The sequence below is a fragment of the Nostoc sp. CHAB 5836 genome (genome assembly GCF_020829445.1).
Lineage (GTDB): Bacteria > Cyanobacteriota > Cyanobacteriia > Cyanobacteriales > Nostocaceae > Nostoc.
Window position 1 is genome coordinate 1 of record NZ_JAIVFV010000142.1, and the last position, 17,279, is coordinate 17,279.

Annotated in this window: 23 protein-coding genes; 13 read left to right on the forward strand and 10 right to left on the reverse strand. The window is 40.4% G+C overall.

Annotated features, from left to right (window positions below):
• The 4 genes from LC605_RS23505 to LC605_RS23520 all read right to left on the reverse strand — a co-directional run.
• The coding region (locus LC605_RS23505; RefSeq protein WP_229549931.1) for a hypothetical protein at positions 1-265 on the reverse strand (265 nt) is incomplete at its 3' end.
• Between the two features lie 17 nt (positions 266-282).
• Entirely contained in the window at positions 283-486 is a 204-nt protein-coding gene (locus tag LC605_RS23510) for a hypothetical protein (protein ID WP_229549932.1), read from the reverse strand.
• Entirely contained in the window at positions 479-805 is a 327-nt protein-coding gene (locus tag LC605_RS23515; protein WP_229549933.1) for a hypothetical protein, read from the reverse strand. The genes LC605_RS23510 and LC605_RS23515 overlap by 8 nt, the downstream gene beginning before the upstream one ends.
• A 102-nt stretch (positions 806-907) precedes the next feature.
• Positions 908-1,633 (reverse strand): hypothetical protein, encoded by a 726-nt coding sequence (locus LC605_RS23520; protein ID WP_229549934.1) that lies wholly within the window; start codon positions 1,631-1,633, stop codon positions 908-910.
• 194 nt (positions 1,634-1,827) lie between these two features.
• Between LC605_RS23520 and LC605_RS23525 the strand changes: the two genes are divergently transcribed.
• The 10 genes from LC605_RS23525 (at position 1,828) to LC605_RS23575 (ending at position 12,318) form a co-directional block, all read left to right on the forward strand.
• A complete protein-coding gene (locus LC605_RS23525; RefSeq protein ID WP_229549935.1) occupies positions 1,828-2,091 on the forward strand; it encodes a hypothetical protein in 264 nt (87 codons plus the stop codon).
• A 199-nt stretch (positions 2,092-2,290) separates the two neighbouring features.
• Positions 2,291-2,461, forward strand: a complete 171-nt coding sequence (locus tag LC605_RS23530) for a hypothetical protein (protein ID WP_229549936.1) — start codon at positions 2,291-2,293, stop codon at positions 2,459-2,461.
• A gap of 341 nt (positions 2,462-2,802) precedes the next feature.
• The gene (locus LC605_RS23535) at positions 2,803-2,970 is read left to right on the forward strand and encodes a plasmid partition protein ParG (protein WP_229549937.1); all 168 of its coding nucleotides are present in this window, start codon (positions 2,803-2,805) and stop codon (positions 2,968-2,970) included.
• 100 nt (positions 2,971-3,070) lie between these two features.
• Entirely contained in the window at positions 3,071-3,787 is a 717-nt protein-coding gene (locus LC605_RS23540) for a hypothetical protein (RefSeq protein WP_229549938.1), read from the forward strand.
• A 58-nt stretch (positions 3,788-3,845) separates the two neighbouring features.
• Positions 3,846-4,922, forward strand: a complete 1,077-nt coding sequence (locus LC605_RS23545; RefSeq protein WP_229549939.1) for a trypsin-like peptidase domain-containing protein — start codon at positions 3,846-3,848, stop codon at positions 4,920-4,922.
• A 147-nt stretch (positions 4,923-5,069) separates the two neighbouring features.
• Positions 5,070-6,572, forward strand: a complete 1,503-nt coding sequence (locus LC605_RS23550; RefSeq protein WP_229549940.1) for an effector-associated domain EAD1-containing protein — start codon at positions 5,070-5,072, stop codon at positions 6,570-6,572.
• A gap of 50 nt (positions 6,573-6,622) precedes the next feature.
• Entirely contained in the window at positions 6,623-7,753 is a 1,131-nt protein-coding gene (locus LC605_RS23555) for a MoxR family ATPase (RefSeq protein WP_229549941.1), read from the forward strand.
• Positions 7,750-10,737 (forward strand): SAV_2336 N-terminal domain-related protein, encoded by a 2,988-nt coding sequence (locus LC605_RS33105; RefSeq protein WP_306426880.1) that lies wholly within the window; start codon positions 7,750-7,752, stop codon positions 10,735-10,737. Before LC605_RS23555 ends, LC605_RS33105 begins: the two co-directional genes overlap by 4 nt.
• Before the next feature lie 156 nt (positions 10,738-10,893).
• Positions 10,894-11,238: a diversity-generating retroelement protein Avd gene (gene avd / locus LC605_RS23570; protein WP_229549942.1), complete on the forward strand. Its 345-nt coding sequence runs from the start codon at positions 10,894-10,896 to the stop codon at positions 11,236-11,238.
• A gap of 21 nt (positions 11,239-11,259) precedes the next feature.
• Positions 11,260-12,318, forward strand: a complete 1,059-nt coding sequence (locus LC605_RS23575; RefSeq protein ID WP_229549943.1) for an RNA-directed DNA polymerase — start codon at positions 11,260-11,262, stop codon at positions 12,316-12,318.
• Here LC605_RS23575 and LC605_RS33310 read toward each other — a convergent pair.
• Entirely contained in the window at positions 12,274-12,696 is a 423-nt protein-coding gene (locus LC605_RS33310; RefSeq protein ID WP_306426881.1) for a hypothetical protein, read from the reverse strand. The two genes, LC605_RS23575 and LC605_RS33310, sit on opposite strands and share 45 nt — an antisense overlap.
• A gap of 38 nt (positions 12,697-12,734) precedes the next feature.
• Here LC605_RS33310 and LC605_RS23585 point away from each other — a divergent pair, with 38 nt between their 5' ends.
• Positions 12,735-12,956, forward strand: a complete 222-nt coding sequence (locus tag LC605_RS23585; protein WP_229549944.1) for a hypothetical protein — start codon at positions 12,735-12,737, stop codon at positions 12,954-12,956.
• Entirely contained in the window at positions 12,943-13,371 is a 429-nt protein-coding gene (locus LC605_RS23590) for a hypothetical protein (RefSeq protein WP_229549945.1), read from the forward strand. Before LC605_RS23585 ends, LC605_RS23590 begins: the two co-directional genes overlap by 14 nt.
• 29 nt (positions 13,372-13,400) lie before the next feature.
• Here the strand turns inward: LC605_RS23590 and LC605_RS23595 are convergent, their stop codons facing one another.
• The 3 genes from LC605_RS23595 to LC605_RS23605 form a co-directional block, all read right to left on the reverse strand.
• Positions 13,401-13,712 (reverse strand): hypothetical protein, encoded by a 312-nt coding sequence (locus LC605_RS23595; protein ID WP_229549946.1) that lies wholly within the window; start codon positions 13,710-13,712, stop codon positions 13,401-13,403.
• 73 nt (positions 13,713-13,785) lie between these two features.
• Positions 13,786-14,553, reverse strand: coding sequence for a hypothetical protein (locus tag LC605_RS23600; protein WP_229549947.1), 768 nt, complete (start codon positions 14,551-14,553; stop codon positions 13,786-13,788).
• A gap of 106 nt (positions 14,554-14,659) precedes the next feature.
• Complete coding sequence (locus LC605_RS23605; protein ID WP_229549948.1) at positions 14,660-14,998, reverse strand: helix-turn-helix transcriptional regulator; 339 nt, start codon at positions 14,996-14,998, stop codon at positions 14,660-14,662.
• A gap of 232 nt (positions 14,999-15,230) precedes the next feature.
• On the opposite strand from LC605_RS23605, the gene LC605_RS23610 reads away from it, so the two are divergent.
• Complete coding sequence (locus LC605_RS23610; RefSeq protein WP_229549949.1) at positions 15,231-15,419, forward strand: hypothetical protein; 189 nt, start codon at positions 15,231-15,233, stop codon at positions 15,417-15,419.
• Between the two features lie 650 nt (positions 15,420-16,069).
• Here LC605_RS23610 and LC605_RS23615 read toward each other — a convergent pair.
• Together LC605_RS23615 and LC605_RS23620 are read right to left on the reverse strand one after the other, a co-directional pair.
• A complete protein-coding gene (locus LC605_RS23615) occupies positions 16,070-16,555 on the reverse strand; it encodes a DUF2786 domain-containing protein (RefSeq protein ID WP_229549950.1) in 486 nt (161 codons plus the stop codon).
• Between the two features lie 136 nt (positions 16,556-16,691).
• Positions 16,692-17,156: a hypothetical protein gene (locus LC605_RS23620; RefSeq protein ID WP_229549951.1), complete on the reverse strand. Its 465-nt coding sequence runs from the start codon at positions 17,154-17,156 to the stop codon at positions 16,692-16,694.
• Positions 17,157-17,279 lie beyond the last annotated feature (123 nt).

Below are 17,279 nucleotides of genomic sequence, written 5' to 3' on the forward strand. Positions count from 1 at the left end.
TAGCAATAAGGGATGTCAGGGTTTGGGCAATTTCAACTAATTGGCAGAGATTGGGATTAGACATTTCAAAGCCGAGTCTGGAACATAAATCTCTGGCTTTCACCCCGATGGTTCCTGGTTCAATTTCCGTTTCTAACTCTTCAAGTAGTGATTGAAAATCAGGATGTTCATCGTTAATTTCAACCTCAAACAAATCTGCACCCTTTGTAACAGCAGTTGCCCAATCGGGTAATATTTGTGGAATAGTTCTGGTGTAAAATTTCATGATTTTTTCCTTTGTGATTAAAAATCCTCTGCAATCTCTAACAGAAAGCCGCATCCTGTGTTCTGCACTTGCACCAATTCTTTATCTAGCAGTGTTTGAATGACTGAATTGGAGACTTGGAATTGGAGAGAGTGCAGAGGAACGCAACCCCCACAAAGTTGAATCAAACGCAGCAGATGATTCGCTCTGCGGTCAAAGTTACTGTCAACCGTCTTAGGCATTTGGGCTACCTCCTCTGATTGCGGCTAACTGTTGTTGTAAAATTGCTATTTCGTGCTGATAAAGCTCAATCTCTGCGGTGATTTGTGAGAGTAATTCTGATGGTGTAAGTGGTTTAATTTGATTCTCTTCAAAGTGGAATAGTTCGTCAGAATTTTTCCGAGACATCAGCGCATAGCGCCACCCGTGACCAAATTGTTCAGCCAGTTCTGTGCCATTTGGGTAGTAGTGAAGCCCCAGAATGATGCCCTGTTGTGTGCGCTGATTCAAAGCAAAGCGGGGATAGTCCCAGTGTTTGGGTATCGAGATTGTTGGTTGCATTGATTTAATTGCAATGAAGGGAAATAATCAGTGAGCGATTATCAGTTAACAGTGTCGAATCTTGATAACTGTTAACTGATAATTGTTTGAATTACACTGCCATTAGTTCAAAAACTGGTTCATACTCCCGTAACTACTGCCGTCCATCGGGGTTAACATCTCAAATGGGCGGTTCAACAATTGGGTTTGTGTGACCGCTAATAACCACACTGCTTGCAGCGCAGACTGACAAGCGACTCGTTCGGTATTGGCTGCGCGTGTCACCCACCAGCCGCCTAGGGTGCATCCCACTTCGCCCAGTTTCACCTCGTTGTTGTAGATTATTCCATTTATTCCATCGCCCACTATTTCAAACCCGTACTTCTGGCACTCGTTGAAAATTTGGCACATGATTTCGTTCTCAGTACTACCATTTGTGTCTGTAGCGTTTTGCTCTTGTACTGGTAGTGTGCCGTCTTTGTAGTGTGAGCAGATGTAATGGTGACAAAGTATGTTCGTAGAAGCACGGTGGACTTCCTTGTCGTTCACCATCACCACCCAAGGTCGCGTTAGGTCGTCGTCGTAACGGATTGCGGCGATCAACTTATCCCCGGCGTAATATTCGTGGTCGTAAAAACTGATTTCGATGGGTGTCAGTGATACGTCCGCAGGGGTGATGAATTGCTCAGGGTGGGCGGACTGGTAATCGGCGATCGCAGTAATCCATGCATCTTTACAGCGTTTGTCGATTACTTCGACTGTACAGGCGATTTCGCTGTAGATTTGTTTGAGACGGGCAATGGATTTGCGTTGCAGCCGTTGTTGGCTATAAGTCGCACGATATGTCATGATGAGTAGTACTCCATCTATTTGGTGGGTGTTTTGAAAGGCGATCGCACTAAGTTTTCCAGACCGGCGCGATCGTCTTTTGTTTTGTTTTTATAGTGTAATGCCACAACCATGTTTTTGTCAATACCATTAACATTACACTTGTCATTACCATCAGATGTTGCTAATTTGAGGTAATAAAGAGGTAAATTCGTATGGCAAGAAGAGATAGAACTTTTGTGCAAGTACAGGTAGATCCGAACAAGAAAAACAGGTTTGCTCAAAAGTTGGAACAGGAAGGCAAGACAATAACAGATGTTATTAACGTGTGGATTGATGAATACCTTGGTGAATCTTCACCTAGTGTTGATGTAGCTGAATTAAGAAACAACGTAATTGAACTTCAGCAGCGTCTATCAGTTTTGGAACAAGCCCTTGAGGTAAAGGAGAGGGATTACCAGGGGGAATTCGCCGCCTGAGAGAAGAAAACGAATCTCTCAGGCAAATACATGAAAAACTTCAAGAGTTGTTAAAAGAAAAACCCGCCAGTAACTTGGCGGGTTAATTTTTTGGTAGATCATGATTGTGTAATGACTGCAATCATGTTGAGTTCGTCTCTGTGTAAAGAGGCGAACAACCCTACCTTCAAGCATTATGAACATATAGACAGCAAATATAGTGATTACAAGCCCTAGTAATGGATATCCCCTAGTAAAACGCGACGGCACAAGGGAGAGGGAAGCGGGAGCATCCACTGGCGCACGATTACCAGAAACGGCAAGGATTACCCACAGGCGTACTACCACTACGAGTTTTGGAGCGAAAGCGATCGCACCCTCAAGTCATTAAAGTACATTCCCAAGCGCTTGTTGAAACGAGTTTAGCAGATGGAGTGGGAGAAGGCAGCAGCGAGGGAGATTTTGATGGTATTGGGGGTGTTGAAATCATCAAAGCAGAATCAGGGCAAACGCACGGTATTTCTAAAACCCTTACGGCATAAGGATATTGATGAAAAAATTGGCTCCCGAGAAAAACGCCAAAACCCTTACTATTAAAGGATTATTGTACTTTAGATGCGTTTGCTCTGATTTTAGTTCCTATCGTAAATTTACTGAATATTGCTAATATCAATCTGGAATCAGGTTTTGTGCATTTGTAGCTTTGTGTAGACACTACTTAGAATAACCGCTATGCACATCAGTATCACAGACGATTTGAAGAAACGTTTTCATGCAGCTTGCGCTTTACGTGGGCTGAAGATGAGTCAAGTTGTAGTGGAGATGATTGAGCAATGGCTGAAGGCTAATGAGGCACAGTTGTCTAGGGAGTTAAAAGGGCGAGAAACTGTTGTAAATTGAAGTCTGGTGATAGTCAAACTGATGTGAGAGTAGTTGCGGTAAATTCATGAAGGAATCTTTTTTGCTTAGTACTAATAGTTTTTCATCTCAGGAGTAATATATGACTCAACACGAATGGTTAATTGATGAAGCTGTCCCGCCCGATGTTGTGGCTATTGAGCAGATAGAACATGAACTCAACTCTAATCAACGAGGTGGTAGGGAATCATTTCGTCAACCACAAGCAGTTCCTTTAGCTATACGCTTGCAAGATATTATGATTTTGGATACCAAAAAATGGTTCGGGGATGCAGATATTCGATTGGATGCTTTAGTGGTTCACGGGAATGCCACACAAGGCGATGGAACAAGTGCCTATGTACCTAAAACGTTTCGCTTTCCTGGTATTAAAGACCGAGATCGTCTTCCTACGGGCGAGAATGGGCTACTAATATTTTATGGCAATGCTCTGCACTTTTTAGACATATTTATCACAGTATCCCGCGATCGCAAAGACACAGATGATTTAGCTACGTTATTATCCCAGCAATTGCAATCAGCAGAGTTACAAAGAGCAGTAGGTACATTAGTTGGACTGGCTGTGGTTTTGCCGCAAGTTAGTACTATTACTACTGCCATCGGAGGAGCATCAATTTTGGGTAATTTTGCTTATCAAATTTTAAGTAAGGTAACTGGTGATACTATAGGACTATACCGTACATCATGGTTGCAGTATAAAGACGGGTTTGGTATCGGGCGGCATCCTCAAGGAGGTTCTCACAAAGTCAGGGATTTATCTTTTTGGTACGAAATAATTCAAGAAGATCCTGAAGTTTAGTTAACATTTATGAGTTGTTTAGTAAGCACTATTACAGTAACTTGCTGAGGAGAATTGTATGGCACTGCGTGGTGATCAATGGGAGAAACTGTCAGACGCTTTACGTGATGCGTTTAGACGACCAAACAGGTTTGAAGAATTTGTAACATATCGGTTTAGTAAAAATCTTTACGACATAACAATTGCCGATGACTTAAGAGAATTGTCCTACGATTTGATTAATGAAGCAGACCGACAAGGATGGCTTAGAACTCTGATTTTAGGTGCGCTTCAGTCAAATCCTGGAAACCAAAATTTAATAGCATTTTCCCAGGAGTTTTTTACTGATACTTCGGATTTTCTTGATACTTGTTTGCCAGGAGAATTCTCAACAAGGGGTTCACGGGAAAAAATTATTAGAGAAACAAATTCATTCCTGGATGTGGATACATGGCTAGGAAAATTGAGCCGAATTCAGGCACAAGTATGCCGAATCGAATTTCCCAAAGGTACAGCACAAGGTACAGGTTTTTTGATTGCCCCAAATGTAATTATTACTAATTATCATGTAATCAAAGACGTAATTGACCAAAACGTTGATTATAAAAGTGTCGTCCTGCGTTTTGATTATAAAAAGCTAGTAGGTGGCAAGTCAACTGATGGGACAGAATACCGCTTAACAAAAGACTGGCTGATTGATCAAAGCCCATATCCAGATGTTGATAATCGATTGCCAACCCTTGAGGAACTAGACTACACATTACTCAAGGTAGATGGGAATCCAGGAAACAGCATCCTTGGAGAAAAAGGTTCTTCAGAGCGAGGATGGATTGAATTACCTACTAAAACCTATGAATTTTCACCTAAAACTCCATTATCTATTCTGCAACATCCAAAGGGTCAACGATTAAAGTTAGCATTTGATACAGATGCAATTATTGGCGTTAACGATAATTATACAATTGTTAAATATAAAACTAATACTGAGCCAGGTTCCTCTGGTTCTCCTTGTTTTAATATTGATTGGGAGTTAGTAGCTTTGCATCACATGGGAATAGAGGGAGAATATAATGGTGGAACGCCTTTCAGTACTATCTGTTCAAGGTTAGAAAGACAAGGTTTATTGGCAGATATACGAAGCAATCAAGCAATCTAATACATTTTTTATTATTTGTTGCTAAAATCAAAATTTATCATTGAAATTAGATGCTGAATTTGAAGATTGGGAATGAGTTTTTTGTGAAAATAAGCAATAGTAACGTTGAGATGATGAAATAATGTAAACAGTATTGAATAGTTATCAATGACGACCCCATCTGAAATTAAAGAACAAATCAAAACAGCACTAGATGATGCTTTTCGTGAAGCAAAAAAAATACAAGATGAGTTGTTCCATAAACTTGACACAAATATTAAAAATCACTTTGGTATGATTGAATTAAATAAGAACTCTTCTAATGTATCGGATTTGATAAATGAATTCGATAGAAAAGGTTTTTTAGATGAATTGGTTATTGCTGCAATTAGAGCTAATCCTAAAAATCCTAAATTAGTCGATTTAATGCAAAAACATAGAATGGATGATATTAATCCAGCACTTAAGAATAAGGATTTCTCACAAGAATTCGATAGTTTATGGTCAATTACTTGCACCATAAACCAAGATATTATTATAAACGAGTGCCTGAATATTTTATCTTTATTTGATTTTACAAACCCGGAGAAGTCGGATTTAGAATATAAATTTAAGGATTTAAAAGATATAGACGGAATATTTTGTTATATTCTAAAAAAGTTTTTACTTGTTGAACGTAAAAAGTTAAATGATGGAAAAAAAACAATTTCATGTTTTGCTCAACGTTTAGCTGATAATAAAGACGTAGAAAATTCAGTAAAGGAAAAATTAAAGGGTTGGAGTTCTGATGTAAAAAATAAATGTAATTCACCTACAATCAGCTTCTCTTCTAATGCACAACCTTATCTACTTATTATTATTAGTCCTGAATATAATAGTTTTCGTGTTTATGCCTACCTTATGCCTGATCATAATAACCTGCAAAGTATTGAGCCTATTGAATATGAACGAGACGGAATTGCGTTGGAGCCAGGAATAAGATTTGATTCCTTTGACGAGATTCAAAATAATGTAATAGATAGTTTTATAGATAAAAGCCAAGCAAAGCTTGTTAGTTTAAAAATATCTACAGAATTAATAATTGAATTTTTTGTACCTGTTCAGCATTTACATGAAAAAATAGAACAGTGGAAAATATTAGGTGATTGGGGGGAGGAGGATGACGTAAAAATACTAGGACAGGAATATGGGGTTGTGGTGCGTTCCTATGATCTATTTCAAAACCCTAAGTTGAAAAGAGCATTAAGACAATTACATAATAAGAGGATAAATTTTAATTTACTACGTCAACAATCAAACAGTATTCCCCATATTAATGAATTAGATTGTTATTGTAATAATTGGAATAATTTGAGAGCTAAATTAGAAAACGCTATAGGATTGGTGCTGACTCCTCCAGTACCCGAAAATGAGAAAATTCGCACAAAACTCTTTCAAGAGATTATTTCTTTAGGTATGATTATGGTTATTTGGAAAATACCTAACACTTCTGGTAGTAGTCCAATAGATACAAATGATGAATTATTGAATTTGAACTCACTAACTAATTTAAATAATTTATTTATTGATGTGAAGAAAAAACGCAGAGAAAAACATGATATATTTCTTCTATGTGAAGAACCATATTTAGAGAATTTGCCACTATGTCCAGAATTGATAACACCAAAATAATATTACTTATATTATTATTTACATCAGTAATAATGTATAAGGAGTAAAAAATGGCTGAATCGAAAGACTGGAAAATTTTTCAAGGCAAGAGGCAACAACACGATTTAATTGAGCATCTTCCCTTGCCACCTAAATGGCGCAGGTTTAATAATCAAGTTGAATCTACTATAAATCAAGATAAACCTACTATAGAGAAAACTGAAATTGAAGAACGTTGGCAGAAACTCCAAGATTTAGCCAATAAAAATACCAAGGACAAAGAACGAGGGCAGACTTTTTGTATCCAAACAGACCAAATTAATGATGGTGGTAATGAGCAATATAATAATGTTGTTGATGCAGTTAATGCTGCTCTTTACTTACGTCGTCCCTTGCTAGTAACTGGTAAACCAGGTAGTGGTAAAACTTCTCTAGCCTATGCTGTTGCTTATGAACTTAAGCTTGGCCCCGTGCTACTTTGGCCGATTACTACACGCTCAACTTTGCAAGAAGGACTTTATCGCTATGATGCGATCACTCGACTGCAAGATGTACAATTAGCAGATAAAAATAAAGATAATCAACAACCTAATAATAATCAGAACATAGGCGAATATATTCAGCTTGCGGCTGTTGGTACAGCATTTCTACCCTCTCTTCACCCACGAGTTTTGCTGATTGACGAGATAGATAAAAGTGATATTAATCTACCCAACGATTTGCTGAATCTGTTTGAAGAGGGAGAATTTGAAATACCAGAACTAGCTCGCTTATCTAAGCATCTTGGTGAGCAGTCAGTTACAGTTCGTACCAAAGATGACAACATTGATGCGCCTATTAAAGCTGGTCGTGTACGTTGTTCCACTTTTCCGTTTATTATTATGACAAGCAATGGCGAACGAGACTTTCCTCCCGCTTTTCTGCGGCGATGTCTACGGGTAAATATGCCACAACCCGAAGAAAAAGCCCTCAAAGCTATTGTTAACGCACAGTTGGATAGAGAAATTTCAGAAACAAGCCAAGAATTAGAATTAATCAAGTTTTTTTTGAGATCGTTAAACAATGGAGATAATCTGGCAATTGATCAACTTCTAAACATCGTCTACTTGGTAACTAATGAAAAGGTTAGCAAGAGCGAAATTAATCTGGAAAATATGAAAAGCCTACTATTGAAAAGCTTAACCAGCGCCGAAGATAGATGATAGAGGAACTGATTGCCGTTTTGCGTTCAAGTGAGAAGTTAAGCGAACTGACAGCAGAACAGTTCACAGATATATTCTGGCTGGCAATGCAGCAGTCTCGTTTCTCTGGGCTAAATAACCAAGAGGTTTCCAAAAATCCTCAACAAAATGTCACAACCACTCCTGTAAAAGATAAACCTGACACACCAGATACTCTTCCTTTTCTTAAGCCTCAAGAACCACCAAAGTCTCCAAAAGATTTACAGCCAAAAACAGATATTTACCCCAAGACAGCATCGAGCGATAATCAAGAATCAAAAGGAGCAGGTACACTTCCAATTAGAGTGGCAGATGCAGCTGCGTTGCCAAACAAACTCGAACTGGCGCGATCGCTAAAACCTTTAATGCGCCGCGTCCCCGATCTGTATGACACTGTATTAGATGAAATTGCAACTACAGAACGAATTGCCAACGAGCAACTCTGGATACCAGTACTCAAGCCTGCTCAAGAACTCTGGTTAGAACTAGATATAGTAGTCGATGAGGGAGCATCGATGCTGATCTGGAAAAAAACCATTTTAGAACTGCGACAACTATTAGAAACCCTTGGTGCTTTTCGCAATGTCCGCACATGGAGTTTGCTTACCGAAAATGAGAAAGAAGTGCAAATTCATCCCGGTATTGGTTCAGCAGCCCGTCAGCAATATGCCCGTAGTCCCAGAGAATTAGTAGATCCCAATGGACGACGGCTGATTTTGGTATTGAGCGATTGTGTGTCACCCCTCTGGCGAAATGGGGTGCAAAACGGAGTACAAAACGAGAATATTATTTCCGCACTGAATACTTGGGCAAACAGTGGCCCAGTGGCAATTGTACAGATGTTACCAAAATGGCTCTGGGCTAGAACTGCGCTTGGTTTAGCTTCCACAGTGCAATTATCTGGACTGACTCCAGGAGTTCCTAATCAACAATTGCAAGTTAGACAACTTTCTCTTTGGGATGAAATTGACAAAGAGCAGGATATTAAAGTACCTATACTCACATTAGAGCCAGAAATGGTTGCTACCTGGAGTCAAATGGTTGCAGGTATGGGTACAGATTGGACTTCTGGCGTTGTGTTTCAGTCGAAGGTTGAAAATTCAAATAATGAGGACGAGCCGGATGAAAGTTCTACTGAGTTAACAGCAAAACAGCGTTCCCAGCGTTTTCGGTTGACAGCTTCACCAATAGCGCGGAGATTAGCATACTTAGTAGCAGTAGCCCCAATTGTCACCTTACCAGTTATCCGTTTAATTCAAAAGACGATGCTGTCCCAGTCCAGTCAAGTTCATGTTGCTGAGGTATTGTTGGGTGGATTGGTGGAGCTAAAATCACAGACAAAAATCGTTCTTGATACCAATCCCAATGAAGTTGAGTACCAATTCATAGATGGGGTAGATGAGATACTTCTTGACTCACTTCCAGCCACTGATAAAGCTATTGTCAAATTCAACTTACTGGAAGAACTCACAGAGCATATAACAGATAGAATTGGGCTATCAATTGATATTTTTGCTGGTTTTCTGCAAGATCCGAGACAGATTGGTTCTATTACTCAACAACCTAACCCCATTGCAAGTTTGGCTATTCAAAAACTGAAAAAGCTTGGGGGAGAATATGCACATTTTGCTAAAAAATTAGAAGATTCTTTGAACCCACTTGATTTTAAATCTGTTGCCGGAGAATATGCTTGTGCAGTCAAATGGGGTGGAGAAACTGGTACTTGGCAAAAAGAATCAGAACCAGAACATTTGCTAATTTCTGAACAAGGTGAAGTACAGTTCCGTTCTCGGTTTGGTTTAGCGGCAATTCAAAATTTAACAGTACAAGGGCAAACACTATCTTGGAGTTTTGATCATAATCAAACTGCCGCTAGTATCACTTTTAAAGAAAATAGTGAAGATAGCTATTTTTGGTCAGAGAAGCAAACAGGCAAGTTATTTGAGGGATGGTTGAATTATCCCAATGAAGGCAGAATAGATTTTCGTGGCAGGTTTGTAATTAGTGATGATTTTCCTCCAATTCAAGAGTTCATATTTGAAGTAGCAACTATTACTTTGCAGCCAGAAATACAACCCTTTGAATTTGAAGTTGCAATCATTGAACTGGAGAGAAAATGGAGTAGCTTGGGAAGAAAAGCACCAGTAATCAAGCGTAGTCGTCAGCAAGTCCAATATTTTATCGAAGACTTAGGCAATGGCGTTCAGCTAGAAATGGTGTCCATTCCTGAAGGCAGCTTTATCATGGGATCTCCAGAAGATGAACCGGAACGTTCAAGTAGTGAAAGTCCTCAACACCAAGTAACTGTTCTACCGTTCTTTATGGGCAAATACTCAGTAACGCAAGCACAGTGGCAAGCAGTAGCATCTCTGCGGCAGGTAAACCGAGAACTAAACCCCGATCCATCTAGATTTAAAGGTGCAAATCGACCAGTTGAGCAAGTTTCTTGGTACGATGCAGTTGAGTTTTGCTCACGCCTCTCCCAATATACAAAAAGGCAGTATCGGCTACCCAGTGAAGCAGAATGGGAATATGCGTGTAGAGCGGGAACTACCACCCCATTTCATTTTGGCGAAACAATTACATCAGAATTGGCGAACTACAGAGCCAACGAAGTTTATGGTGCGGGAGTAAAGGGAAGGTATCGACAACAGACTACACCTGTGGGCAGTTTTAAAGTAGCTAACGCCTTTGGGCTATACGATATGCATGGAAACGTCTGGGAATGGTGTCTAGACCATTGGCACGGCAACTATGAAGATGCGCCAACAGATGGTAGTCCGTGGTTTGACGAAAAGAATGATAATTTTTCTCAAAAGCACAGAATTACCGTGCTGCGGGGCGGTTCCTGGTACGACCTTGCTGGAAACTGCCGTTCCGCGTCCCGCGACGACGACTACACGCGCGATAACCACGACGACGTTATTGGTTTTCGTGTTGTCTGCGCCGTTGGGAGGATTCTTTAGTAGCCCTTTATACTTTTTCTCTTTTGCCCTTTACTCTTGTTTTTTTTATTCTTGTTTAGTGTAGCGAAGCGGAACGATCTTTTTTTTTTGAAATCAAGGGTGGATAGAAAATAAATATATAATCGAGCGAAAAATAAATTAAGATTTATAAACGGAATGAAAGAATTATCGGTAATCCAAAAGACTTATGATTGTATTAAATGGTATGTGCCAATTATTGAGCGATTGCCGAAAATTCATAAGTTTTCTTTAGGAGATAGGATAATTAATCAACTGTACGATTTATTGGAGGGTTTAATTAAAGCCAAGTATGCCAAAAATAAACTATCTCAACTAGAATCTCTCAATACAGAGTTAGATATTTTACGATATCAAACACGAATGCTACTTGACTTTAATAAAATATCAGTCGAACGATACGAATATGCCATAAAATTATTAGATGAAATTGGTATCGAACTAGGCGGATGGATCAAAAAACAAAGAGAAAGAGAAAAGTGAGCTTACCTACATAAAAACATAATGAAGCGTTATGGCAATCTTTACCCTGAAATCATTAATTTTGAAAATATCCTTCTAGCATCGCGTCAGGCACAAAAGGGCAAGCGATTTCGGGATAATGTTTTAGAGTTTAATTATAATTTAGAGACGGAATTAATTAGATTACAGCAAAAGTTAACGGATAAAATTTATCAGCCAGGAGCTTACCGAACCTTTCACCTGACAAATCCTAAAAGTCGCCTCATTTCTGCCGCACCCTATCCTGATAGAGTTGTTCATCATGCCCTGTGCAATATCATCGTGCCAATTTTCGAGAGAACTTTTATAGCTGATTCTTATGCTAACAGACTTGGTTTTGGAACCCATCGAGCTTTGAATAAATTTACTCACTTTGCTCGTAACAACCGCTATGTACTTCAGTGTGATATCAGAAAATATTTTCCTACTATTGACCATACAATTTTAAAAGAATTAATCCGCCGTAAAATCAAATGCCCCGATACATTGTGGTTAATTGATACTCTAATAGAGAACAGTAACGAACAAGAAATAGTAATTGATTATTTTCCTGGAGATGATTTACTTACTCCTGTGACTCGTAGGAGAGGTTTACCAATTGGAAATTTAACCAGTCAATTTTTTGCCAATATTTATTTAAATGGCTTTGACCATTTTGTGAAAGAACAACTAAAGATATCCAAATATGTCCGTTATGTTGATGACTTTGCTTTATTTAGTGATGACCGAGAATTTTTAGCAGATGCCAGACTAGAAATAGAAGCATATCTAGCTGAATTAAGGCTGAAAATCCATCCAATTAAAAGCCAGTTATTTGAAACGAAAATCGGTGCAACTTTTCTAGGCTTTAGAGTATTTTCAGACAGAATCCGGGTGCGAAATAGTAATTTGCATCAAGCAAGGCGCAGACTCAAGGGATTGAAAACAGACTATGCTCAAGGTAAAATTAAACTCAAGCAAGTAACTCAATCTATAAAAAGTTGGATTGCTCATCTAGAGCATGGCGATACTTGGCGATTACGCAAACAGATATTTACTTCTCTCTGTTTTAGGAGAAAGTAGAGAAGGGGTAGGCGAACCCGACTGCGGGGCGGTTCCTGGTACAACAATGCTGAAAACTGCCGTTCCGCGTCCCGCAACAACAACAACACGCGCGATAACCACAACAACAATATTGGTTTTCGTGTTGTCTGCGCCGTTGGGATGTCTCTTCACCGCGAGAGTTGGCAGGTGGGAATCTGTCGAGAGTGCAACCGAAGAGTCCAGCCTACACCTGTGATGTCGGTGACGATATCCGAATATCAAACTGGGTTGGGTAGCTTGGTAGGTGTAAACCGAACAGTTGCCCAACTCTACAATAGCAGATTCCTGTTCTTGGTGAATGCGGTAAGCTCCCGCCATGCCTTCAACCTTATCGCTCTTGGGCAACAGTAATCCCATGATGGAGTCACGCTACTTAACTGACAGGAGTATCAAACATGGTTTCAGCAGAATTACTGAACACGCTGCAAGGACTCAGCCGTGCTGAAAAACTCTATGTTGTGCAAGTTTTGATTTCAGGATTAGCCCAACAGGAGGCAGACTTAATTAAATCAGAGCAATCTTATCCTGTTTGGTCTCCATATAATGCTTTTGAAGCAGCAAACACAATGCTAGAAGTTTTACAAGCAACACAAAATCAAAACAATGCCGAATGTTGAGCAATTTCCTTTTGTCAACGCTGATACAACATTGGGGGAGGCTGGTTTTCGCCCACTCCTTCCAATTACACTTGCCAGTTCACAATATTCTATCACAACATCCACGCTGTTAGATACAGGAGCGACAGTAAACGTGTTGCCATATCCAATAGGTCTAGATTTAGGGTATGTTTGGGAACGTCAAACAGCAACCTTAAACCTAACAGGAAATCTGGCTCAATTTGAGGCTCGTGTTGTGGTCATTCAGGCAATAGTTGCTCAGTTTGAACCTGTCCAACTTGTATTTGCTTGGACAAAAGCTGTACAAGTTCCTCTAATTTTAGGACAAGTAAATTTTTTTATGGAGTTTGATGTTTGTTTCTATCGCTCACAGCTATATTTTGTAGTAAATCCGAAGAACAAACTCCCAAAATAACTATTATTTGGTGTTGCTGAATTCCGGGATTAGCCACTGTTTCCACCTAACTGTTGTTGTAAAATTGCTATTTGGTGCTGGTAAAACTCAATCTCTGCGGTGATTTGTGAGACTAATTCCTGCGGGGAGAGCAGTTGGATTTGATTCTCTTCAAAGTGGAATAATTCATCATAATTTTTCCGCGACATCAGCGCATAGCGCCAACCCGCACCAAATTGTTCAGCTAATTCTGTGCCATTTGGGTAGTAGTGAAGCCCCAGAATGATGCCCTGTTGTGTGCGCTGTTCCAGAGCAAAGCGCGGATAGTCCCAGTGTTTGGGTATCGAGATTGTTGGTTGCATTGATTTATGATTGTTGAGAACGTGTGGCGATCGCAGTTGTTGATCGCCTGTAATCAGAAAAATTACGCCGCCATTAGTTCAAAAGCTCGTTTATACTCCCGTAACTACTGCCATCCATCGGAGTCAACATCTCAAATCGGCGGTTCAACGATTGGGTTTGTGCGACCGCTAACCGCCAAACAGCAACAAGGGCAGACTGACAGGCGACGCGCTCCTGCTCTGCTGCACCCACTACCCACCAAGAGCCATCGGTGCATCCGACTTCCCCCAGCTTCACGTCGTTGTTGTAAATCCCATCGTGGAGGATTTCAAAGCCGTATTTCTCGCACTCGTTGAATATCTCCGCCTTGATTGCGTTCTCAGTAGGGGAAGAGGACAAGGAGCAGGGTGCGGGGTGCAGGGGGGAAATTTCTTCTCCCATGCACCCTGCCCCCTGTCCCCCTGCCTCTTCTTGTACTGGCAAAGAGCCATCCTTGTAATGTGAGCAGATGTAGCGATCGCAAAGCATGACGGTAGCAGCACGATGGACTTCCTTGTTGTTCACCATCACCACCCAAGGTCGCGTTAGGTCATCGTCGTAATGGATTGCGGCGATCAACTTATCCCCAGCGTAATATTCGTGGTCGTAAAAACTAATTTCGATGGGTGTCAGTGGTATTGAAGCAGGGGTGATGAATTGCTCAGGGTGGGCGGATTGATGAGCGATGATTGCGCTAATCCAAGAATCTTTGCAGCGTTTGTCTGTAACTTCGACTGTACAGGCGATTTCGCTGTAAATTTGCTTCAGGCGTGCTATGGATTTGTGTTGTAGCCGTTGTGTTGTGTAAGTCGGATGCGCCATAATAGTAGCTCCTGTAACAAGGTCGAAAGGCGATCGCGCAAGTTTCGTAGGCGAGGGCGGTCGTCTTTTGTTATGTCTTTATCTTACTATTTTGGTTAGTATATAGTCAAGCGACATCCTGAATTTTCTGAGGTAATTTTACTAACGCACATCCGAGAAAATCTTCAATCCGAATAGAAAGTGCTTGACATATACCTTCTAGCTTTTCAGTAGAAACTGTCGGTGCTGAGTTTCTTGGACTTGATTCTGGGTATTCTCCTCGCTCCAAATGCTGAATTAATTGATAAGCACAACCAGCGCGTTTAGCTAGAGACTGCATGGACTCTGCACCTCGTAAAATTTTCAGTTTTCTGCCTAACTCCTTATTCCATCGAATAGATGCGATTAAGCTTTTATCGATAATCATTAATTCATGACCCAGTTCACCAATTGCATTAGTAGACATGATATACTAATATTACTAATTAAATTAGTAAAAACAGACAAAACTATCCAATTAAAGTATGACTGCGATCGTTCGCAGTCATTGCAATGCAAACAAAAAGGAGGCGAACAGACAAAGAATGGTGAACTCTCAAACTTTTTTAAAGCTGCGTAGGCGCAACGAATGCCCACACAGGGTTACATCAAGCCATCCACGAACTGCGGCACGGGTCAGTTAACGAAGCAAACTTCTGGTGGCGCGACAGATTGCGGGAAAAAGCGAATGTACTGATGGTGCTGTGGGGCTACAAGCTGAGAGCTACGTGAGTTTACTTTCGGCTTGTGTCGTTGTGGGGATTTGGTTTGAGGGATGTGGACGCAGGGTGAGGTTGGCCAATGGTAGCCCATTCGTGGAGCGATCGCCCTTGAACCTGTTTATGTAGGTTAAGTACCTATGCAAAATTAATTGTATTAGGACTTACGCACTATACAAATTAACCAGAATATGTGCTACGCAAAATCAAGGCTTCAGGCGCAGAACATAACCCTAATTTGGTCGCATATTGACTGTTTTGGGTGTTAGATTTGGCTCAAAAGCCCAAACTTCGTATAGTACATATGTATGATGCGTAAGTTCTGCTGGGAGCAATGCGATTTTGTTAGGTCACCCCAAAATTAGAGCGATCGCTAATTTGTCTTCTCAGTGCTAAAAATTATTAAATGTTTTGAGTATTTTAGCTGATTGACAAAAGGCGCTTTATTTTAACCTCTCACGGATGGAGTATGCTTTACTCACCGCTCTCAATGGTGCTGTGTTTACTTATTTACCGATTAGCCCTGAGAGTTTTTTTTACTCCATTCCCATTGGTGACAAGCTAAGGTTATGATGCATTTATCAATATATCTATAGAGTGAAAATTCTGCCAAAAACTGTGATAGAAAACATTGTTTTTGGGTTAGCGATCGCCTAATCTTTGTCTTCATTGTTAATCTTTATACTAAAACCTTAGTACAAAGCTTAGTTTTATACCTTACTCCCTATTTAATTTCCAGCATAATTTCTGATTGACAAAAGCGATGTTATTTTAACTTGTCACCAATGGGCATCAAGTCGGTAAGCAGCGCCAAGCTTGAAAGCATTCTTAAAGGTGCGGCCGCCCTCCACCTGTAGAGCTAGGCGATCAACCGCTTGAACCAAATACTCAAATTCCATTCGGGCAGACTGAATGTTAACAGGTCGCCCCAAGATTATTTGTTTTATCGAATAACGATCTTTGTGTTTAAAGGCAAGGCAATAGTTAGCTTTGGAGACTGCATTTAGTAGAATGCCTTTCCAAGAACTTGGTCTTTGCGATTCATCAATGATTTGTTCTTCTACCTCAACTGGTGTAGAATCTGCTAAGTCTGCCATTGATAAATTGTGGCGAGTTAGCATTTCTTGGGCTTTAGAGAAAGCTGCAAGTGCCTCCGCTTCATTGGGAGATTGAGAAAGGGAAAATAGCTTCAATATTTTCTCGGTAATCTTCTCCAAATCTGGTAACTCAGTATTGGAGTTCTTCTCTTCAATTAAATCAGACATTTTCTTAATCCTGTTTAATAAGAAAGAATTCAGGAGTCAGGATTCAAAATTAAGTTAGGTATCCTGACTTTCTAAGATAAAAGCGATCCCTTGCAGTATAGATTATGAACAAGGCAATCGCGATCATCAAATATTTTCAATTAAGCTGTTCCACTCCCAAATCAATCACCTCAAGAACATCAGGTAACCAGCGAACGTGTTCCACAATCTTGTCGTGAGTCCGCGCTTTATCTCTTGTGACAGTACCCCAGAGTTTACCTTTCTCGGTTAAATGCCAGATATTTTTGTGACTTTGTTTACCATTCATGTCAGTCTTGATTTGAACCTCCTTGGTCTGCAAGCCAGCAAATTCCAAAACACGGTTAACAATTTGGGGTTTAATGGGCTGGGGTAGTCCGTTGCGTTCGGCATATAATTCACCGATTGCGGTTGGAGACAAATGCCGGTCGGGAGTCGCAACAATTTCCTGGATTGCACCGACCAACTCTTGTGCCATTGGGGTTATTTCGGGACACAGCGCTTGTACACCTCGAAGGATGGTGATGGTTTGGAGTTCTGCACTGAGGCGAGTGCCAGCAAGTACCTTTTGTCCAAAGTTCACTCATAAAGGTCGCCTTTTAAACATAACCATACTTGCTTGGCATCAAATGTTAATGCGGGGAACCAAGCAGCAAAAAATGTACCGCCATCCCTTCACGCTTATCAGGATTCACGTGACGGATGA